The organism is Gemmatimonadota bacterium, assembly GCA_026706845.1.
Lineage (GTDB): Bacteria > Latescibacterota > UBA2968 > UBA2968 > UBA2968 > VXRD01.
Genome location: JAPOXY010000024.1, coordinates 1 through 18,960, shown reverse-complemented (window position 1 = coordinate 18,960; position 18,960 = coordinate 1). Strand labels below are relative to the sequence as shown.

The 18,960-nt window shown below is 49.9% G+C and carries 21 protein-coding genes; 13 read left to right on the top strand and 8 right to left on the bottom strand.

The genetic code is table 11. The features are described from left to right. Positions 1–76 precede the first annotated feature (76 nt). Positions 77–499, top strand: a complete 423-nt coding sequence (locus OXG87_02235) for an ankyrin repeat domain-containing protein (GenBank protein MCY3868345.1) — start codon at positions 77–79, stop codon at positions 497–499. Here OXG87_02235 and OXG87_02230 read toward each other — a convergent pair. Both OXG87_02230 and OXG87_02225 read right to left on the bottom strand, forming a co-directional pair. Beyond that, positions 480–1,595, bottom strand: coding sequence for a YbdK family carboxylate-amine ligase (locus tag OXG87_02230; GenBank protein MCY3868344.1), 1,116 nt, complete (start codon positions 1,593–1,595; stop codon positions 480–482). The two genes, OXG87_02235 and OXG87_02230, sit on opposite strands and share 20 nt — an antisense overlap. Continuing rightward, the gene (locus OXG87_02225; protein ID MCY3868343.1) at positions 1,582–2,802 is read right to left on the bottom strand and encodes an amidohydrolase; all 1,221 of its coding nucleotides are present in this window, start codon (positions 2,800–2,802) and stop codon (positions 1,582–1,584) included. The genes OXG87_02230 and OXG87_02225 overlap by 14 nt, the downstream gene beginning before the upstream one ends. A 169-nt stretch (positions 2,803–2,971) precedes the next feature. On the opposite strand from OXG87_02225, the gene OXG87_02220 reads away from it, so the two are divergent. The 3 genes from OXG87_02220 (at position 2,972) to OXG87_02210 (ending at position 5,125) form a co-directional block, all read left to right on the top strand. Next, the gene (locus OXG87_02220; GenBank protein ID MCY3868342.1) at positions 2,972–3,190 is read left to right on the top strand and encodes a YtxH domain-containing protein; all 219 of its coding nucleotides are present in this window, start codon (positions 2,972–2,974) and stop codon (positions 3,188–3,190) included. A gap of 117 nt (positions 3,191–3,307) precedes the next feature. Beyond that, positions 3,308–3,808, top strand: a complete 501-nt coding sequence (locus OXG87_02215) for an RNA methyltransferase (GenBank protein ID MCY3868341.1) — start codon at positions 3,308–3,310, stop codon at positions 3,806–3,808. Positions 3,809–3,922: 114 nt separating this feature from the next. Continuing rightward, on the top strand, positions 3,923–5,125 hold the full coding sequence (locus tag OXG87_02210) for a dockerin type I domain-containing protein (GenBank protein MCY3868340.1): 1,203 nt from the start codon (positions 3,923–3,925) through the stop codon (positions 5,123–5,125). A gap of 51 nt (positions 5,126–5,176) precedes the next feature. Here OXG87_02210 and OXG87_02205 read toward each other — a convergent pair whose 3' ends face one another. The 6 genes from OXG87_02205 to guaB are packed head-to-tail and all read right to left on the bottom strand — an operon-like array spanning position 5,177 to position 11,446. Next, positions 5,177–5,872, bottom strand: a complete 696-nt coding sequence (locus tag OXG87_02205) for a type 1 glutamine amidotransferase (protein ID MCY3868339.1) — start codon at positions 5,870–5,872, stop codon at positions 5,177–5,179. 4 nt (positions 5,873–5,876) lie between these two features. Then, entirely contained in the window at positions 5,877–6,875 is a 999-nt protein-coding gene (locus OXG87_02200; protein ID MCY3868338.1) for a Gfo/Idh/MocA family oxidoreductase, read from the bottom strand. A gap of 22 nt (positions 6,876–6,897) precedes the next feature. Next, on the bottom strand, positions 6,898–7,512 hold the full coding sequence (locus OXG87_02195; GenBank protein ID MCY3868337.1) for an SGNH/GDSL hydrolase family protein: 615 nt from the start codon (positions 7,510–7,512) through the stop codon (positions 6,898–6,900). After that, complete coding sequence (locus OXG87_02190; protein ID MCY3868336.1) at positions 7,505–8,248, bottom strand: M14 family metallocarboxypeptidase; 744 nt, start codon at positions 8,246–8,248, stop codon at positions 7,505–7,507. The genes OXG87_02195 and OXG87_02190 overlap by 8 nt, the downstream gene beginning before the upstream one ends. 43 nt (positions 8,249–8,291) lie before the next feature. After that, on the bottom strand, positions 8,292–9,950 hold the full coding sequence (locus tag OXG87_02185) for a sulfatase-like hydrolase/transferase (GenBank protein MCY3868335.1): 1,659 nt from the start codon (positions 9,948–9,950) through the stop codon (positions 8,292–8,294). 11 nt (positions 9,951–9,961) lie between these two features. Then, a complete protein-coding gene (guaB, locus tag OXG87_02180) occupies positions 9,962–11,446 on the bottom strand; it encodes an IMP dehydrogenase (GenBank protein MCY3868334.1) in 1,485 nt (494 codons plus the stop codon). A 661-nt stretch (positions 11,447–12,107) separates the two neighbouring features. Here guaB and OXG87_02175 point away from each other — a divergent pair. From OXG87_02175 to OXG87_02135, 9 genes are all read left to right on the top strand, one after another. Beyond that, entirely contained in the window at positions 12,108–13,304 is a 1,197-nt protein-coding gene (locus OXG87_02175; protein MCY3868333.1) for a tetratricopeptide repeat protein, read from the top strand. A 59-nt stretch (positions 13,305–13,363) separates the two neighbouring features. Then, a complete protein-coding gene (locus OXG87_02170; protein ID MCY3868332.1) occupies positions 13,364–13,984 on the top strand; it encodes a MotA/TolQ/ExbB proton channel family protein in 621 nt (206 codons plus the stop codon). A 3-nt stretch (positions 13,985–13,987) separates the two neighbouring features. Next, positions 13,988–14,392 carry a biopolymer transporter ExbD gene (locus OXG87_02165; protein ID MCY3868331.1) on the top strand — a complete coding sequence of 135 codons (405 nt, stop codon included), beginning with the start codon at positions 13,988–13,990 and terminating at the stop codon, positions 14,390–14,392. A 15-nt stretch (positions 14,393–14,407) separates the two neighbouring features. Next, positions 14,408–14,815, top strand: a complete 408-nt coding sequence (locus OXG87_02160) for a biopolymer transporter ExbD (GenBank protein ID MCY3868330.1) — start codon at positions 14,408–14,410, stop codon at positions 14,813–14,815. Between the two features lie 3 nt (positions 14,816–14,818). Then, a complete protein-coding gene (locus OXG87_02155; GenBank protein ID MCY3868329.1) occupies positions 14,819–15,466 on the top strand; it encodes an energy transducer TonB in 648 nt (215 codons plus the stop codon). 162 nt (positions 15,467–15,628) lie between these two features. Next, complete coding sequence (locus OXG87_02150) at positions 15,629–16,828, top strand: tetratricopeptide repeat protein (protein MCY3868328.1); 1,200 nt, start codon at positions 15,629–15,631, stop codon at positions 16,826–16,828. Positions 16,829–16,903: 75 nt separating this feature from the next. Continuing rightward, positions 16,904–18,055 carry an MFS transporter gene (locus tag OXG87_02145; protein MCY3868327.1) on the top strand — a complete coding sequence of 384 codons (1,152 nt, stop codon included), beginning with the start codon at positions 16,904–16,906 and terminating at the stop codon, positions 18,053–18,055. Between the two features lie 19 nt (positions 18,056–18,074). After that, a complete protein-coding gene (gene nth / locus OXG87_02140; protein MCY3868326.1) occupies positions 18,075–18,725 on the top strand; it encodes an endonuclease III in 651 nt (216 codons plus the stop codon). Between the two features lie 16 nt (positions 18,726–18,741). Then, positions 18,742–18,960: hypothetical protein (locus OXG87_02135; GenBank protein ID MCY3868325.1), on the top strand; the 219-nt coding region annotated here is incomplete at its 3' end.

The window sequence follows — 18,960 nt, the reverse complement described above, 5'->3', positions numbered from 1 at the left end:
AAATGTTATTAAAATTTGTTGAATTTTCAGATCGTCAAAATATTTTGCTGCACCGCGACAAGAGAGGAAGGAAAACATGTCACAAAATAATTCTGCTATTGCACCAGAACTCGTCAACCAATTTGTCCAAGATGCGCACGGCGACTTCGACAGTGTAAAAAAGCTGCTTGAGAAAGAACCGGCACTCGTCAATTCTTCCTGGGATTGGGGAGGCGGCGACTGGGAAACAGGACTGGGCGCGGCAGCACACATGGGTCGCAAGGACATTGCCGAGTTTTTGCTGAACAAGGGCGCGCGTATCGATTTGTTTGCGGCGGCCATGCTGGGCAAGCTCGAAATCGTACAGGCGGTGGTGAACGACAATCCAGCGGTTGTAAATGAAAAGGGGCCACACGGGATTGCGCTGATGATCCATGCCAAAAAGGGAGGCAAGGAAGCCGCAGAAGTTGTGAAGTTTCTGCAGTCTGTTGGCAATTCGGTCAAGAAGATGGATCGTTAATCAGACGGCGGACGACTTCTGCGGGGTCGCCAGTGAGGGCAAGGAGGTCCATTTGCCGTTGCGCCCAGGTGGGTTGGTGAGCCATGTCGAGGACGTGTTTGAGATAGGGTACGCAATTGAGTTGTTCGGCCATGGGGAGCAGTTTTTCGACGAGTTCTTCGGTTATTTGGGGGACGGATTTGAGGTTGTGAGAGGTGGAATCGACCAGTTGTGCTTCGATGCCGTATCGCGAGGCGTGCCATTTGTTTTGGCGGATGAGCATGGGGTGGCTGTCGTGTTGATAGATTCCCCGGTCGATTTCGTCGGACAGGTTGCAAATTAAACACTGTACGAGTGCGACCAATCCCAATGTGTCTTCGAGAGTGCCGGGAATGTCGCAAATGCGGACTTCAACGGTGCCAAATGCGTGGTGGGGACGCACGTCCCACCAGATTTCGCGGATGGATTCGATATAGCCGGTGTCGATGAGGTGGTTGATCAGCCAGACGTATTCACTCCAGTTGCGCATTAAGGGGGGCAGCCCAGCAGTGGGGAGGCCCTCCATTACTTTTGATCGCCACGAGTGCAAGCCCGTGACCCGACCCTCCCAGAATGGGCTGTTGCAAGAAAGCGCCAGCAAGACGGGCAAATAGCGCAGTATTCGGTCGCAGATCATTATGGCTTTGTCGCCGCTGTTGACGCCCACGTGTACGTGGAGGCCAAATGTGACCAGTTGTCGGGCGGTGTCCTGGAGAAGGTTGACGAGGCCCCTGTATCGGTCATTGGGTGTGATTTTTTGTTCGCGCCAGGTGGAAAATGGGTGTGTGCCCGACCAGTAGAGCTGGACTTTCTCGGCGGCTGCTACGCTGGATAGCGTCTGGAGTTTTGGCTTGAGATCGGCTTCTACATGGCTGACACTTTCACATATATCGGTGTTGATTTCAACATAGCACTGCATCAATTCGGGCTTGATTTTGTCGGCATATTCGCCGGGAATGCGATTGAGGATCGCGGCATTTTTGCTGCACAAAGCCATGGTATTGGCATCGACCAGAGCCAGTTCTATTTCCACGCCGAGGGTGGGTTGCGTACTGGGATTAAATTCAAGTCGGGTCATGGCAATCTCCATTCTTTTTTCGCGACGGATCGAAATAGTTGACGACGCTGCGTGCGAGTATTTTGGCGCCTATGATCAGGGCGCGTTCATCAATGTCGAAGTCGGGTGCATGCAAGGGCGGAGCACTGCCCCGGGCGGGCATGCACCCCAGTCGAAACAGGCTGCCGGGCACATGGTCGAGATAATTGGCAAAGTCTTCGCCCCCCATGCTCGGTTTGGCAATGGTCTGAACACGTGTTTGGCCCAATAAATTGACGGCATTTTGGCGGATCAGTTCGGTGAGTATGGGGTCGTTATTGACCGATGAGGGACCGGTGAGAAAGCGAACATCGATTTCCGTATCGGTGAGATTGGCTATGCCATTGGCAATTTTGAGGATGTGATCCATAGCATGGGCTTGAGATCTGTCACTGAGGGTGCGAAGGGTGCCGCGAAGCAGAGCCTGGCCGGGTATGACGTTGGGATTTTCGCCCGCAGAGATATGCCCAATTGATATGACAATCGGGTCGTGGGCATCTACATTGCGAGGCAATGATTGATAGAGTGCAGTGATGACCTGGGCGGCAGCGACGATGGGGTCTCGCGTTTCCCGGGGGCGTGCGGCATGTCCGCCCCGGCCCTGGATGCAAATTTCTATTTCGGCACAATTGGCTGTGAGTACGCCCTTGCGCGTGCCCACTGTGCCTGCTGGACGCGAGGGGTCGAGGTGAAGACTGAGCAGGCCACAGACGTTTTTGAGGGCACCAAAGGCAATCATGTCTTTGGCACCCCGGTTGGTTTCTTCAGCAGGTTGAAAGATGGCGCGCCAGTGTACAGGCCACGGCAATATCCGGTCGCATTCCAGAAGGCCCAGAACAGCACCGAGCACGGTGGCTGTATGACCATCGTGTCCGCAGGCGTGCATCACGCCTGGTACGCGGCTGCGGTAGGGCACGTTTTTGGTATCTTGTATGCGAAGTGCGTCGATATCGGCTCGCATGCCTATACGCGTTTTTTCCAATGTATTGTCGGCTATAACGCCACAACCTCTGGGACCTGTCTGTACATGGCATCCGGTCTGTTGTAATAATTTGACGAGATAGCGCGTGGTTTCCACTTCGCGACCGCTGGGTTCGGGATACATGTGCAGATCGCGGCGGATGCGTACAATTTTTTTGCGTTGAGCGTCAATGGCACGGTCGAGTTTTTGCATCCATTTGTTGGGCATGTTCCTTAAAATAGGGATAATTTTTTTTTGCGCTATAAATTGTTTCGGTCGGTTCGCCTGCTCCTGAATGCCTATTTCCGCTTGACTTCGCGTCGTGTATGGTTGAAATTAGACGGGCATTTTAAATTTGTAGGTTAAATAATCGGGAGATATTTCCAAGGAGTGTGTTATGTGGCGACGACAAGAAGTGCATCGCGAATTTTTCTGGGTAGGACTCGTTGTAGGCCTTGCTCTTGGTGGCCTTGCTATTCTGGGATTGTTTTTGGGAACGGAAGCGGGGCGAAATACGCGCTCGCGCCTGGGAGAGGCCGTTCAACGGGTGCGCACCCGCTTTAATGGTTCCGCAAAATCTCAGGAATCACCTGCTGAAGCGGGATATATAGATTAGAAGAATTTCAGGATGGGTGAGTTTCTGGATTGAACTACCCGAGTAATTGACCGATAAAAGGTGAGACGCGAGAAGTAAGACGCGAGAGCGTTTTTACTTCTTGCGTTTTTGTATCTGATGAATTTGCTTTCCAAACCCGATGGATATCCCATATATGCGGTTGTGGAAAATGTTCGTTCACTGTTTAATGTGGGCGCGATTTTTCGCTCGGCAGATGGGGTCAATGCATCGGGGGTTTATTTGACGGGGTTTACGGGGTGTCCTCCGCGCAAAGAGATCAGTCGCGTGGCGTTGGGCGCAGAAGAGACCGTGCCCTGGCATTATGAACGGGATACGGAAGAGGTAATTGGCGATTTGCGCTCACAAGGTGTGCAGGTGGTTGCATTAGAGCAGACGCCAGATAGTGTCGATTTTCGAAATTTTTGTTATCGCTGGCCGGTGGCTGTGATTTTGGGCCATGAGGTGACGGGCGTGCGTCCCGAGACACTGCGTTTGTGCGACGGCGTTGTGCATATTCCAATGTTGGGAACAAAAGTGTCTCTAAATGTGTCTGTAGCTGCAGGGGTTATGCTTTATGAATTGTTGTCCGTTTTTGAGGGACAACGAGATAGGGAGTGATAAATTACTCACACAAAGACACTAAGCCACAAAGGGGACAGGAGGCTGGTTGGGTTGAGTGGTTGGGACTGACCGCTTGTTTTGCTACCGACAATTGAGAAAGGACGTATCCCGATGAATTTACGCTTTTGCGCTGTGCTTTGTATGCTTATGGCCCTGAACGGGGGAGACCTGCGGGCTGAGACGAAGGTGTTTTGGGTGGCTAACGGTCCTATGGCATCGGATTTTGATGGCGATGGCGAGGTGACGTTTACTGATTTTTTGTACTTTGTCAATAGTTTTAATGCGGATACTGAAGGTGAGATCTATGATCCTCGCACGGATTTAAATGAGGACGGGGTCACGAATTTTAACGATTTTTTGGCATTTAGTTCTTCTTATGGTCAAGCGCAGACGCCCGCTGAACCGAGCGGAGAGCGATATATCATTTATGTGGCGGATATAGATGATAGTTCGGTTATAGCACTGGATTCCGATTCACATCTGATACTCGATTATATGCCCTATCGCGGTCCGGGTGGGGTTATAGTGTCTGCGGATCAGCAGTCGATTTATGTGGCGGAGGTGTTTGGTTTTTTCAAGTTGGACACGCGCCATCAGGTGGAGTTTAGCGTGCCCGTTGAATCGCGGGGCAAAGCAGTGTTGAGTCCCGATCAGACGCGGGCTTATGTGGCCGATCAAATACAGGACCTGGTTCGCGTGGTGGATGTGGTGAATGGCGTTACTGTGGATTCTATCCTGGTGGGCGACCGACCAATTGACGTCGCGCTCTCGCCCGATGGCACAAAGTTGTATGTGGCAAATCAAACCGATCGAAATGTGGAGGTCGTTGATTTGGCAACGATGACGGTTACGGCGAGGATAATTATCGGTGATATTCCGTTAGAGATCTCAATTACGCAGGATGGCACGCGCGCTTATGTGACAAATTGGAGTCGCGGTGTGATTTCTGTTTTAGATCTCAATACCAATCAGGTGGTGGGTGCGCTTCAGATTGATCAGGAGGGTTCGTTTGGCGCAGAGTTTTCGCCCGATAAAAAGTTATTATACGTGAGCGCAGTGGGCGTGTTATTGGAAATTGATGTGGAGCACAATTTGATTGTTCGCACATTGCGATTGGGGAATGATTCGACGATACTCGGGGTTTCGCCCGATGGCTCTCGGGCTTATGTTGCAACGCTTGTGCGACAGGCTGGGGGACCGGGACTTACAGTGGTGGATTTGAATGAGTGGCGGATTCTCGGACGGATACGGGGATTCTTTTACCCGAGGGAGATCGCGTTTCGGACTGTGTCGAGGATGACGGGATCTCAGTGAGGTAAACCTGCAATTTGATCTATGGAGAAAGCGGCCTTAAGGGTCGCTTTTTTATTTTTTGATATTTCCCGCAAACAGATCGAGACATTCCGCCATGAGGATGTTGATACGTTCAAATTCGCGTTGATCTGTCAGTATTTCGCAGGCGGGCTGAATATAGGGCGCTTCGACGATTTCGTGCCCACAGTTATCGACCAATGCCCGGGCTGCGCTGCGCGTTGTTTCCAGGTGAAATTGCAGTGCGAGTATCTGATCGCCTACAGAGAATGCCTGATTCTTACAGGCACGGCTTTTGGCGAGATGAGTCGCGTCAGTGGGGAGGTCATAAGTATCGCCATGCCAGTGAAAGACTTTGCCAGCCTGTGCGAGTAACAGCCCGATTTTTTCATGCGTTTGCACGCCTTCAATGGGAAACCAGCCGATTTCTTTGTGGTCGTTGGGATAGACTTTGGCTCCGAGTACGTCGGCTATGAGTTGGGCACCCAGGCAGACGCCCAGTATCCGTGTATTTGAATCCATCGCCTGTTTCAAAAATTCCTTCTCTCGTATGAGCCAGGGATAGTCGCGTTCGTCATAGACGCCCATGGGTCCTCCCATGACGACTAACAGATCAATTTCATCGGCTGATGGCAATGCCTCGCCAGCAAAGAGACGCGTGCGCGAAATTTGAGCGCGACGCGCTTTTGCCCAGGATGCAATGCTGCCCAGTCCTTCAAAAGGTACATGCTGGAGATAGTGCAGTTTCATGATTTCAGGAAATGTCAACGGGTTGTTGCGTTTTTATGGACTCGTAGATGGCGTCCATGGTTTTCATATTGCCAATGCTGTTTTCGGGTGGGATGCGGTGTGGCTGCCCGGTGTCAAGGCAATCGCACAGGTGATGGAGCTGGTTCAGGAATTGAAAGACGGGTTCAAATTCATGGGTTTCAATGCCATCGCGGGTGCGGACCTCAAGGGTCGTGGGCCGGTTTTCGTTGTTCCATGCGAGTTCTGTTCGCAACATGCCATCGATGCCTGAGATTTCAAAATATTGTGAGGAGGCCATTTTGAAGCTAAATGTGAGTTGGGCGGTGACGTGATTGGGAAATTCGTAGATGGCGATAATTGTTTCATCCACTTCTCGACCAAATTCTCCCGTGGCATAGACGCGGATGGGGTCGGCGTTGGCTATGAAGCGGGCGTGATGGGTGTTGTAACAACCCAGGTCATAGACTGCGCCTCCGCCTTTTTCTTTGTTGAAACGCCAGTTGAGTTCGGGTTTTCGGCGGTCGTCTGAAACGCCCGTGCAAAAGGTGCTGCGAATGTTGCTCAGAGGTCCGATTTTTCCACTGTCGAGAATTTCTTTGGCTTTGAGATGTAAGGGGTGATGTCGGAATTTGAAGGCTTCGGCGAGGAGGATATTGTTGGCTTTGGCGCAGGCGACCATTTCTCGGCATTCTGCAGCGGTTTGTGTGATGGGTTTTTCACAGAGGATGGCGCGAACTTTTTGCGATTTTGCAATTTGATTGCTCAGGCTGGCGTGATAGCGGCCCCAGGTGCAGATGATGGCGATGTCGAGATTTTCATTGTCGAGCATCAGGTCGAGATCTGTATAACCTTTTCGGACGTCAAATTCGCCGCGGTATCTCTCAACTGCTTCGGGCAAGACATCGCAGACTGCGACGATTTCTGCGCGGTCAGATTGTGCAGCCGCCCGACCATGAGCACGCGAGATACCGCCAGCACCGACAATTCCAATGCGATAAGACATGTAAAACTCCTGAAAAAAATTCTCAGTCCAATATATCCGAGATATGTTGCACAACAGATTTAGCCAGTACAGCAGAGCCTTCTTTTGAAAAATGCACGTTGGCGGGGAGTTGTATATCGTCAAGGCGTTCCATAGCATAAGTATAGAGGTCATGTGTGGGAATGCCGTGTGCATCCATGACTTTTTGTGCGATGGCATTGTATTCAATTTCGTCGCCGGGTTTGCGGATGGATGCGCCTTCTGGAACCGGTGTGGTGGCGCACCAGATTAGTTTGGCACCGGTTTGTTTGAGGCGTTTGACCAGGGTGTCGAGGTTTTGTTCGTAGTGGTTGGCACGCACCTGGTGTTGGCCCTGCGGTGGATCGACGCGTTCACCCTGTTCTGTCATATAGACGATGTCGTGTAATCCCCAGTTGAAGTGGATGACATCCCAGGAACCGTCACCGAGCCAGTTTTCGATTTCTTCTACGCCGCGCTTTGTCGGTCCGCAGTTGGTGAGCGGGCGGTAGAGGTTGGCTTTGCCTTTGAGCAGTTCGCGCACGGGCACGGTATAGCCAATGGAGATGGAGTCCCCAATGATCAGTACGCGAGGAAGGCCGGGTTCGTCTTCAATGGGTTCGAATGCTGGGTTATTCACGTGGTTCTCCTTTGAGTGACGTCGAATAGTGATCGAGGATCATATCAAGGGCGAGCAGGTGTACTTTAGCTCGCCTATCCATAGGCCAATTGGATGATGTTTCAGTGATCAGGACATGGTCGGCATGATGGATATAGACATAAGAGGTAAAACCGCTTTCACCCCAGGCGGGATCGACTTGCAAGACGCCCTCTGCGAGTGGGATATCGGTTTCACCGGTATCCGCATCCAGGGGACCGATTTTTTTTGTCCGGTGCGCGATGGCTGGCGCCAACCACGCGCTATCGCGTTTGCCTTCGTAAAAATAAGTACCTGTTGCGTCGTAATCTTCGTGCATGTCGAGAAAGACGTCAAAACGATATCCCGCAAGCTGCTGTTTGACAAGGGTGGATTCGGGAACTTCGTTTTTGAAAGCGCGATTAATGTCTTCACCCTGAATGTTTTCTCGCTGGTTGTTGACGTATCCAGAAGGGTTGACACAGGGTAAAACGACGATGTGAAAGCGATGGATTATATCTTTGAGATCGCGTTCGAGAAATTGAAGGATGGCTTCGACGCCTGCGGGTTCATCGCCGTGTACACCTGCCGAGAGGAGAATATTCGGTTTTGATGGCGCGGGTTTGCCAATTGTGAGGCAATGAAAAGCATAACCGTGAACATGGCCAATGATGCGATGGGCAATGTCGGGGTGCGCGATATTTTTTAAGCGGTTTTCAAAAGTGGCGTAGTCTGGCATGGGATTAATCGGATTATCTAATATGAATGAATTTTGTCAGTGCTTATGCGTTGTGCCATGCGTCTTCCCAGGGTGTGCCTTCAAGCGATTCTGCGGCGATATCCCGAGGGCTGCGTTTGAGTACTTGTTCTTTATATTTTCCGATGCTCAATTTGTCGGGCGATAAGGTGGTTTCTTTGCTGATGGCGCGGGTAAATGCTTCGGCAAAGGTTTCGATGCTGTCTTTTTCATCGTCGGGCAAGCGCTTGGGCCAGGGGCCGTCGTTGAGGATGACCGTGCGGCATTCTTTTTCTGTGGGTATGCGGGCCGGACCGGAATACAAGCGCAGTCTATCGCCGTCAAGCGAATTACTCAGGCCATATTGTCGTTCCCAGGCGATGATTTGATCGCGAAATTTTGACACCAATGCGGGGTTTTGGGCGATGAGGTTGTGCTGTTCGTGTGGATCGTTTTCAAGGTGGTAGAGTTCTTCGATTCCGCCGTGGGCAAAAAAGGCGTATTTGTGTTTCTGGTTGCGCGCTGAAATCCAGCGTCCTTTGCCCTTGCCGTAGTCTATAATCGCGGATTCTCGAGGCTCTGCCAGGCCCCCACCTGTTGTGCCGAGGAGATTCGCTCCTGGTAACGGGCCATGTTCTTCTGGATACTGGAGGTCGAGTTCTTCTATGAGGGTGGGAAAGAAGTCGAGCAGGCTGACGAGGTCATCGCGTTGTTGCCCTGCTCGCGTTTTGCCGGGCCAGCGGAGGAGATATGGAATGCGGACGGAGGATTCATAAGGACAGTTTTTTTGCGAAAGGCCGTGTTCGCCCATCATTTCACCGTGGTCTGAGACAAAGAGGACGACGGTGTTATCGGATAGACCGAGGGTTTCGAGTTCATTCAAAATGCGACCGATGCCGTCGTCAACATGGGAGATGAGGCCATAGTAAAGGGCGCGCAGACGGCGCAGACGGTCGGGGTCGCGGTGAGCTCCATCCAGACGTCCGCGGCTGCCGTAAAAATTGGGGGGCAGGGTTTCGATAGGGCGCTCGGCAAATGGCGGGAGTGCCATGTCGGCGGGGTTGTACATGTCGTCGTACGGTTCACAGGGCGCAAAGGGCGGATGCGGTGATATCCAGGAACTCCACAGGAAAAAGGGTTGATTGGCGCGATAGCGCGTGTGTTCGCGGAGAAAGTCAATGGACTGGTCGGCGACCCAGGTATTTTTGTGGTGTTCAACGGGTATGCCACAGGTTTGGGGCTGGAAGAAGAGCAGATCGCGGATGCCTTTGGGAAAACGGGTGCGAACACCGTTTTCTCGCAGATAGCGGAGGTAGTCGTCATCGACCCGGTGATCGATGCATTCTTCCATTGTGAGGAGATTTCGGAAGCCGTAGTGCCGACCGCGAAAGTGCATTTTCCCAATGCCCTGCGTCCAGTACCCGGCGCGGAGAAGAAGCGTCATGATGGTGGGAAGCTCGGGTAAGGGCCCAGGTAGCGCACTGTTGTCTGTCCAGTGGTGCCGGGACATTCTGTGACCGGTGATAAAACTCATGCGCGCGGCAACGCAGACGGGGGTGGGCGTGACGGCCTGTGTAAAGCGTACACCCGAATTGGCGAGTCCGTCGAGGTTGGGCGTGCGGATTGTTGTATTTCCAGCGCAACCCAGGGCATCGGCTCGCTGCTGATCGGTCATGAGGACGAGAATGTTGGGACGGTCTGGCATGGGGTTTGGTATTAATATGTCGAGTCGAGCCGATAGTTGGGCGCTTCTTTGGTAATGGCGATGTCGTGAACATGGCTTTCTCGAATGCCGGCAGAGGTGATGCGCACAAAACGCCCATTGTTGCGCAATTCGTCGAGGGTGCGCGTGCCACAATAGCCCATACCCGCGCGAAGACCACCTATGAGTTGATAGATAAAACCCGAAAGAGACCCTTTGTAAGGCACCTGTCCTTCAATGCCTTCGGGTACGAGTTTGTTGGTCGCTTCAACTTCGCCCTGGAAATAGCGGTCTTTGCTACCGCGCTGCATTGCACCCAATGATCCCATGCCCCGATAGACTTTAAATGTGCGGCCCTGATAGATAACGGTTTCGCCAGGGCTTTCGTCCGTGCCTACAAATAGGAAACCTATCATGACCGAATGGGCGCCTGCGGCAATGGCTTTGGTGATGTCGCCAGATTGTGTGATGCCCCCATCGGCGATCAGGGGAACACCGGTTTTGGCGGCGATTTCGGCACAGTCCATAATGGCTGTGATTTGAGGTACGCCAATGCCGGCGATCACGCGCGTGGTACAGATTGTTGCGGGTCCCATACCTACTTTGATGGCGTCGGCACCTGCCGCGGTCAAATCGGCTGCAGCTTCTCTTGTGGCGATATTGCCTGCGATGAGGTCGGTTTTGGGATATTTGCTTTTGAAGCGCTCTACGGCTTCGAGCACGCCGCGTGAATGTCCGTGCGCCGTGTCGATTACGATGACATCTACTCCCTGTTCAATCAGCGCGGCAGTGCGTTCTTCTGCATCCTCACCAACGCCGACTGCCGCACCAACGCGCAAACGCCCGAGGTCATCTTTGCAGGCGTTGGGGTATTGGATTTTCTTTTCGATGTCTTTGACTGTTATCAGGCCCTTTAAGACGCCCGCATTATCGATAACCGGCAGCTTTTCTATGCGGTGTTGTTGCAGTATTTCCTGCGCGTCTTCAAGTGAAATGCCCAGTTTGGCGGTTATCAGCCCTTTGGATGTCATGACATCTTTGACTCGACGATTGAGATTTTTTTCAAAGCGCAGATCCCGGTTGGTCAAAATGCCGACGAGGCGGTTGCCCTGGGCGACGATTGGGACACCCGAGATGCGGTACTTTTGCATGAGTTCCAGAGCTTCTGATATGTAGTGATCGGGCGATAGGGTCACGGGATCGACAATCATACCGCTTTCTGATCGTTTGACTTTTTCGACCTCCTGGGATTGTTCTTTAACGGAGAGATTTTTATGGATGATTCCAATGCCGCCTTCTTGCGCCATCGCAATGGCGAGACGCGCTTCTGTTACGGTGTCCATAGCGGCGCTCACCAGAGGGATATTGAGTTTTATGTTGCGCGTGAGTCGCGTGCCGAGGTCGGTGTCTTTGGGCAAAATTTCCGATTTGCAGGGCACGAGCAAAACATCGTTAAAGGTGAGACCTTGTTTGACTATTTTATCTGTTGATTTATCCATCACATGTCCTTTCTATAGTGAAGTCGAGAAAGTTGATGAGGATTATTTCTCTCTTTTTTGAGTCGAATACAAAAATCCCCTTGACGCAGACACATCAAGGGGTTTCAGGAGGCAGGCACAGTTACACACCCCGCTCTGAGGCCTGGCGGAGGTGTAATCCGCCGTTTTTTCCGACAACAATAAGTGTAAAACCTCTGGTGCATGATGGTTCTCCAAATCGCGACTATATTTGCCAAATATACCGCTTCTCTTTTGTTCTGTCAATGCGTGAAATAGAATTTTGTTTACAGTGTCTCTGGAAAAGGAGTTGACACTGGTCTTTGCTGCTTTTATTTTTTAGTTTTTATCAACTCAAACTTCTAATACCGTCATTAACTGATTAGCCATCTTGAATTTTTAAGGCTGGGATAATTAACACTTCTCATAAAACATTGTTGCAGTGTTGGATATACCGGGAACTCTATTGATTTGTATTTCGTTTAATTTGAAGCAGATTTAGGCTTGACAGGTTTTTTTTCATTCATTAGATTCTTCTGCCCCGATACTTGTGTGCATTATTTTTTGCTGTGGGTTGTATATTTTTCCTGCTAAGTAAGGGAAACGGCCTGTGATGTGCCGTTTTCTGCGAATTTTCATCCCATATAGCATGGAGACTGGAACCATGATTTTGGATTTGAAATTCCGATCTGGTTTTTTGGCTTTGTTGTGCGGTTTTTTTGTTCTGGGTACAGCGTCATTTTGTTTTGCCGAAGATGGCGAACCCGAGATGACAAAGGCGGATTCTATTAAGAAAGCCGGCCAACACCTGTCTTTTGGTGCTCGATATCTCAAGAGCAAGCAATACGAAGATGCCGAAACGCAATTTTTGAAATCGTGGGGTTTTAATCCCAAAAGAGCAACTACCGCTCGATACCTGGGCAGATTGTACGAAGAAATAGAAAGGTACGAAGATGCGATTACCTGGTTTCAAAAAGCTGTTGAACTTGAGCCTACAAGCAAATACACCAGGGGAGCACACGTTGCATTAGCACGCATCTATATTATACAGGAGCAGCCCGAAAAAGCCATTGAGAATTATGAAGCGTTGCTGGCATTTGACCTCACGGCAGAGGAAAAAATTAAATATTATCACGCGCTGGTCAGTTTGAATGTTGAAACTGAAGACTATGAAAAAGCATTGGATTATGCCAAAATGTGGGGTGAATTGGCTCCCGATGAGCCCGAAGTGCGGGATATGATTGGTAAATTACACCTGCGAACAGGCGGCGAGGACGAAGCTCTGGCCGAAATGGAAAAAGTGCTGGAGATAAATCCCGATGATTATGCTACGCTGGAAAAATTGGCGGGTATGTACGACCGAAGAGGCGAGGATGATAAAGCCTTTGATGCCTTTGAAAAATTGTATCAAAACGATGTCTCGAGTGTTTTCTTTTTGGAAGAGACCATTAAATTGGGTAAGAGGTTGAGTAAATCCAAGAGCTGGGTGGTTGATCGGCTTGAAAAATTATACGCCATGCAGCCCGACAATTTGGGCGTGATTGAAGAACTGGCCGAGTTGACCGGGAGTCTCAAGTGGGTTAATAAGGGGCTGAAACAAGATCCCCAAAATGGCAGGTATCCCTATATGAGGGGCGATCATTATTTTAACAGGTGGGAAAATTCAAGTGCAAAACAGGATTCGATCAATGCCTTGATATGGTATAGAAGGGCGTTAAAAGACCCGCAGTGGAGGGGCAATGCCAACGCAATGATCCAAACACTTGATCCACCTCTGACCGAAGAAGAAAAGAAGCGTCGAGAATTTTTTGAAGGCAGTAAAAAGAAAAAGGAGGAGGTGGAAACCGAAGGTAAGAAGTAAAAGGTTTTATGTTGTTAATCCATTTTTCGCAATTCATAACCTAACCTGGGAGATGTGGCATGGTTGATCTTTTTATTAAAGGCGGAAACTTTATGTATCCGTTGCTGGTGATGTTGTTTTTTGGCGTTGTGGTGATTATCGAGCGCTTTTACACGCTTTTTAAGGCACATATCAATGCCAAAGAGTTTATGGTAGAGCTTCAGGATGCCCTCAAGCAAAATGGGCCAGAAGGTGCTGCCGAGTTGTGTTCCAATACACGTGGCCCGGTCGCCACGGTGTTGCATGCAGGGTTGTTGCGTTTGGATCGCGGTATTGAGCATGTGGAAAAATCGATTGAAGAATCCGGCGCTATCGAAATGGCTTTTCTCGAGCGTGGTCTCGTGTGGCTTTCCACAGTCGCAAATCTGGCACCCCTCGTCGGCTTCCTCGGCACTGTGTCGGGTATGATCCGGGCGTTTAACGATATTGCCGCTGCTGGCGATGTTGATCCCAGTGTTGTGGCTGGCGGTATTTCTGAAGCTTTGATTACAACAGCTTCGGGTCTGGTGGTTGCTATTCCAGTGCAGGCTGCATACAACTTCTTCCTGTCAAAGATTGACAAGATCATCATCGATCTCCAGGAAAGCTCCAATCAATTTGTCGATGACCTGATTCAGTTGGGCTACGGCAAGGAGGACTAAAACATGGCCCTTCAGCGACGCGAAAAATCTTCACCTGAAATCCCCACCGGATCTATGGCAGATATCGTGTTTTTGCTGCTGGTGTTCTTTCTGGTGACCACCACGATGAACCAGGATAAGGGCATTGGTATGCATTTGCCGCCGCCAGGTGAGTCCAAGAAGATTCAGAAGAAGAACATTTGCAACATCTGGGTCAATGTCAATGGGGATATTCTCATCAATTTGGAACAAAGTGTGCCGTTGAATATGCTTCGAGCAGATATTGAGCAGCGATTGGCGCAAAATGATAAGCTGATCATTTCATTAAAGGCAGACGAAGAAACGCCCTATGAGCAATTTATCGATGTGCTCGACGAGATTAAATTGTCAGGGGCAGATAAAATTTCGCTCGCCTCGCCCAGTGAATGAGTTCAGGAGGTTCTCATGAATTTTAAGAAAAAGGGTGGTGTCTCACATAGCATTCCGACTGGATCTATGGCCGACATTACTTTTTTGCTGCTCATTTTCTTTATGGTCTCTACGGTTTTTGTCCGCTACCGCGTGACGGGCATTATTATGCCCAAGGCCGAAAAAATTGAAGAGCTCAAGAAGCGCCGTCACATCAACTATTTATGGGTTTCTGCTGATCGCAAAATCTATATTGACGACAAGCTGGCGAATATCGATCAGGTAGCCGGGATTTTTTACGACCGTCGCGTCAAAGATCCCCGTATGGTCGTGTCACTCAAATGCGACTACCGCGCGCCTTATGGATTGATCAGCAGTGTGATGGAAGAATTGCGCAAGGCCGATGCGCTACGCATCAACTTTGCGACCAACCGAGAGGGGTAAGCTATGGCAATGATTCGGGGAAAAGCACCAGAAGCCGATTTGCGCCGTTCTTATAATAAGGTTTTTGGATATTGCACATTGGCCACGTTTGTCCTGCACACCGCCGTGGCTGTGATTTTTCCAACTTTTGAAGCCTCTGCGAGTAATCGCCAGAAGAAACAGATCATTATTGAAAATGTGGATATTCCAGAAACCCGTCAGATCAAACGTCCACCACCGCCGCCACGACCTGCTGTGCCAATTGAAACAGAGAGCGACGATGTGCCCGACGACGTGACTATTGAGAGCACAGATCTCGATTTTGACGATGCAATGGTCGATATGCCGCCGCCACCGCCGCCGGGTTCATATGAGGAAGAAGAAGAAATCCTCGAGTTTTATATGGTTGAGCAAAAACCAAAAGTCATAAAGCAGGTAAATCCTAAATATCCTGAAATTGCCCGCAAAGCCGGGTTGACTGGAAAAGTGTTTTTGAAGTTTTTGGTTGATAAGAATGGTCGGGTAAGCAATGTGAGTATACTTAGAGGGCAAGAAATTTTCCGGCAAGCGGCGATTGATGCTGTTCTGCAATTCAGGTTTGAACCAGCCCAACAAAATGACAAGCCGGTTTCTGTGTGGATGACTCAGCCGATGTCTTTTCGCCTGAATTGATATGGTAGTTTGTTCGCAAAAGGCCATTGTGCAGGGTGTACAATGGCCTTTTTTGTGTAAATATGTAAACAATGCTTGACAGATACGCCGAAATTTTACAATATATACTGCCTAATCCGAATTTTAAGTCTTTGTAAAGGTTCAAAATACAGGAGATTCCCCATGTCCATGCGTTCCTTCCTTGCGATGCTTTCATTGTCTGTGCTGGTAGCCGGTTCTGCCCTTGCACAGGGAGTGAGTCCCGAATCGGCTGAAAAGTACAATGCCGGACAGGAGTTATACAAAAAAAGGCAGTATCAAAAAGCACTCGAAGCCTTTGAGGAAGCTGTAAAGCTCGATCCTAAAAACGCGCAGGCATATCGAGCAATGGGCAAGACATATCAAAAGCTTCGCAATTACAAAAAGGCCATTGAAGCTTATCAAATGGCAACTTCAATTAAGACGGACTACGCAGCCGCTTATTTTGAGATGGGCGAATTGCAATTACAGGCCACCCAAGACTATACAGGTGCCCAGGCCAGCATGCGAAAGGTGCTGTCGATTGATCCCAATTTTGCCGACGGCAAGGCACGAGATAGATTAAAGGTAGCGTATCTAAAAGAAGGCACCACGTTGTTCAGGCGACGCAATTACAAGGCCGCCGCGGCTCAGTATGAAAGTGCCACGCAAGTCGATCCTTCGGATGCGACCGTATTTTACAATTTGGGATTGGCACATAGAAGTGCTCGCAGTGTGAATGCCGCGCGCGAAGCACTTGAAACAGCCATTGAGCTGAATCCGAACTATGGCAAAGCCCATCGCGGTTTGGGCGATCTCTTCAGGGCGACAGGAAAAAATAGCAGTGCAGCAAGGGCGTACTTAAAGGCGATTCAAGCGGATGCAAAAGATACGAGATCTCGTCTGAGCCTGGCAGTGGTCTATCAGGCGATGAAGCAAAATAGCAAAGCAATTTCCGTGCTTTCAAAAGCGGCACAGGTTGATCCTAAAAATGCAGATGTTCATAAGGCATTAGGCAATGCCTACTCAAATGGTAGGCAGTACACAAATGCTGTTGCTGCCTATAAAAGGGCACTGGGCATTAAGAATACAGCCGAGGTAAACTATCGGATAGCTGAACCTTATTTTGGTCTCAAGCAATACCAAAATGCCATCAGGCACGCCAATAGAGCTTTGTCTTCGTCTGAATGGAGAGTGGCCGCCAATGTCATCCTGGGCGATTGTTATCGCGAGCTTGGCCAAAAAGAAAGAGCGATAGCGCACTACAAAAAAGGGGTCACTAATCGCCAGTACAAGAAATATTGCGAAGACCAGATTGATCGCATCCTCAATCCAATGGGCGGTGGAGAAGAAGAGGCACAGTAAGTAGCACAATGTTTTTTGTAAAAAATGAGAAGGGACTCTTTTGAGTCCCTTTTTTTTTAGGAGATATTTCCTTTTGTGAAAAAAGATACTTTTTTGTATGTCAATGCCTTTTTAATGGATAGCTGTTTTTCCATTGTGGGCATTTGCGTTCCATTATACGCCCTGCGATTCGGTGCGACTTATGACGATCTCGGGCACATCAATGCTTGGGGTGCATTGGCTTATTCTGTGACCAGTCTTGTGTCAGGCCGCCTTTCAGACCGGATGGGTTATCGCCAGATTATGAGAATTGGGAGTTTTTGTCTTTTTCTGGCATTTGTGGGATATATCGGTGTCAATCGCATCTGGCATTTTATTTTGCTTTCTGTGCTTACTGCTGTTGCCATTGCACATTATTGGCCTCCGATGCAAGCCTATCTTGGGCGTGGGAAATCGCGGGATGTGCTCTTGCCTGCATTGGGGCGATTCAATGTGGCGTGGACATTGGGCGTGTTTGTTGGCCCAGCCGCAGGTGGTGTGTTGTTCGCATTCCACCCGTTTAGCGGATTTATTTTGTCTGGCTTTTTTGTGCTTCTGTTATTTTTGGGGCTGATCGTCATTCCCATTTTGGAATCGGAGCCGGGTGTTGCGGCTACAAGATCTGTTGTTGCGACGTCTGGACATTTTTTTCCCCTTGCATTGCTGGCTAATTTTGCAACGTTTTTTGTGATTGGGCTTATACGTGCGCTCTTTCCAAAATTGGCGACGGATCTCGGCATTTCACCGAATTTGCTGGGGGTTTTACTCGCGCTGATCGCTTTGACCCAACTTGCGGTTTTTTATTTGATGTCGCGGACAGATCGATGGCAATTTCGCATGTCGCCTATTATTTTTGCTCAGCTTTTGGGAGCTTTTGGTCTCGGTTTGATCGGGATGGGTACAAAGCCGATTGTTTTTGCCTGTGGTTTTTTGCTGCTGGGCGGGCTGATTGGGGTGACGTTTACAGCGAGTATTTTTTATAGTTTGTACGCCGAAGGTCCAGGAGGCCGTCGCACGGGTATTCACGAAGCGATTGTGGGAAGTGGATTTTTATTTGGTCCGCTCCTCGGGGGTCTTGTTGCAGAGCATTTCAATGCGCGATTGCCCTATTTGATGGGTAGTATGGTTATTCTGGTGACGATTGGTGTTCAGTTGTTGATCCATAAAATGAAAACTCCCAGAGGGTTTGTGCCACAGACTGGCGATTAGTTTTTAATTTGTGTGGAGGATGAATTTGAAAAAGCGTTTTAGTAAAGCCGAGAAAGCCGAAAGAATTGCCGAGATTTTGGACGAGTTGTACCCCGATCCCGAAGGATCGCTGAGACACGGGAGTGCTTATACCCTGTTGGTTGCAGTGTTGTTGTCGGCGCAGTGTACCGATGTGCGGGTCAATCAGGTGACGCCTGTTCTGTTTGCCAGGGCAGATACGCCACAGAAAATGATTGCGCTGTCGGTTGAGGAAATTGAAGGCATTATCCGTCCATGTGGGTTGGCGCCTCGCAAAGCGCAGGCGATTTTCGACTTGTCCCGTATTTTGCTGGAGGAACACGATGGCGAGGTGCCCCAATCTTATGAAGGTTTGGAAGCATTGCCCGGCGTGGGACACAAGACGGCGTCGGTGGTGATGGCTCAGGCTTTTGGCGTGCCAGCATTTCCCGTGGATACGCATATTCACCGTCTCGCCTATCGATGGGGATTGTCCAATGGCAAAAATGTGGTGCAGACCGAGCGGGATTTGAAACGCATTTTCCCCGCAGAAATTTGGAATAAGCTGCATTTGCAGATTATCTTTTTTGGACGCGAATATTGTCCGGCGAGGGGGCATGATCCCCATCAATGTCTCATTTGCAGCGCGTATGGACGCAGGAGTTTGCTTTGAGATATAGGAGGTGGGAGTGAAAATTCGAGCGATTGCGATTTCGGTTTTTGAGTTGCCCGCCAATACGGGGCAGTTTCGGATGGAACAAACCGGTCAGGGTGCCCGCAAGCGATGGGCAAAGCGGGGTGCGGGTAAGTCGGCAGAGCATGTACACGTTTTGCATGTACAAACCGACGAAGGGGTTGAAGGGGTATGTACGGTGGGAGATGCGCGGTACACGACGATGCGTCTTGAA

Excerpts from the sequence above, each read along its gene's own strand:
- OXG87_02165 (MCY3868331.1), top strand. The coding sequence starts at position 13,988 with ATGGCCCTTCAGCGACGCGAAAAATCTTCACCTGAAATCCCCACCGGA.
- OXG87_02170 (MCY3868332.1), top strand. The coding sequence starts at position 13,364 with ATGGTTGATCTTTTTATTAAAGGCGGAAACTTTATGTATCCGTTGCTG.
- OXG87_02190 (MCY3868336.1), bottom strand. The coding sequence starts at position 8,248 with ATGCCAGACTACGCCACTTTTGAAAACCGCTTAAAAAATATCGCGCAC.
- OXG87_02205 (MCY3868339.1), bottom strand. The coding sequence starts at position 5,872 with ATGAAACTGCACTATCTCCAGCATGTACCTTTTGAAGGACTGGGCAGC.
- OXG87_02215 (MCY3868341.1), top strand. The coding sequence starts at position 3,308 with ATGAATTTGCTTTCCAAACCCGATGGATATCCCATATATGCGGTTGTG.
- OXG87_02235 (MCY3868345.1), top strand. The coding sequence starts at position 77 with ATGTCACAAAATAATTCTGCTATTGCACCAGAACTCGTCAACCAATTT.
- OXG87_02185 (MCY3868335.1), bottom strand. The coding sequence starts at position 9,950 with ATGCCAGACCGTCCCAACATTCTCGTCCTCATGACCGATCAGCAGCGA.
- OXG87_02220 (MCY3868342.1), top strand. The coding sequence starts at position 2,972 with ATGTGGCGACGACAAGAAGTGCATCGCGAATTTTTCTGGGTAGGACTC.
- nth (MCY3868326.1), top strand. The coding sequence starts at position 18,075 with ATGAATTTGAAAAAGCGTTTTAGTAAAGCCGAGAAAGCCGAAAGAATT.
- OXG87_02160 (MCY3868330.1), top strand. The coding sequence starts at position 14,408 with ATGAATTTTAAGAAAAAGGGTGGTGTCTCACATAGCATTCCGACTGGA.
- OXG87_02210 (MCY3868340.1), top strand. The coding sequence starts at position 3,923 with ATGAATTTACGCTTTTGCGCTGTGCTTTGTATGCTTATGGCCCTGAAC.
- OXG87_02200 (MCY3868338.1), bottom strand. The coding sequence starts at position 6,875 with ATGTCTTATCGCATTGGAATTGTCGGTGCTGGCGGTATCTCGCGTGCT.
- OXG87_02150 (MCY3868328.1), top strand. The coding sequence starts at position 15,629 with ATGTCCATGCGTTCCTTCCTTGCGATGCTTTCATTGTCTGTGCTGGTA.
- OXG87_02155 (MCY3868329.1), top strand. The coding sequence starts at position 14,819 with ATGGCAATGATTCGGGGAAAAGCACCAGAAGCCGATTTGCGCCGTTCT.
- OXG87_02225 (MCY3868343.1), bottom strand. The coding sequence starts at position 2,802 with ATGCCCAACAAATGGATGCAAAAACTCGACCGTGCCATTGACGCTCAA.
- OXG87_02175 (MCY3868333.1), top strand. The coding sequence starts at position 12,108 with ATGATTTTGGATTTGAAATTCCGATCTGGTTTTTTGGCTTTGTTGTGC.
- OXG87_02230 (MCY3868344.1), bottom strand. The coding sequence starts at position 1,595 with ATGACCCGACTTGAATTTAATCCCAGTACGCAACCCACCCTCGGCGTG.
- guaB (MCY3868334.1), bottom strand. The coding sequence starts at position 11,446 with ATGGATAAATCAACAGATAAAATAGTCAAACAAGGTCTCACCTTTAAC.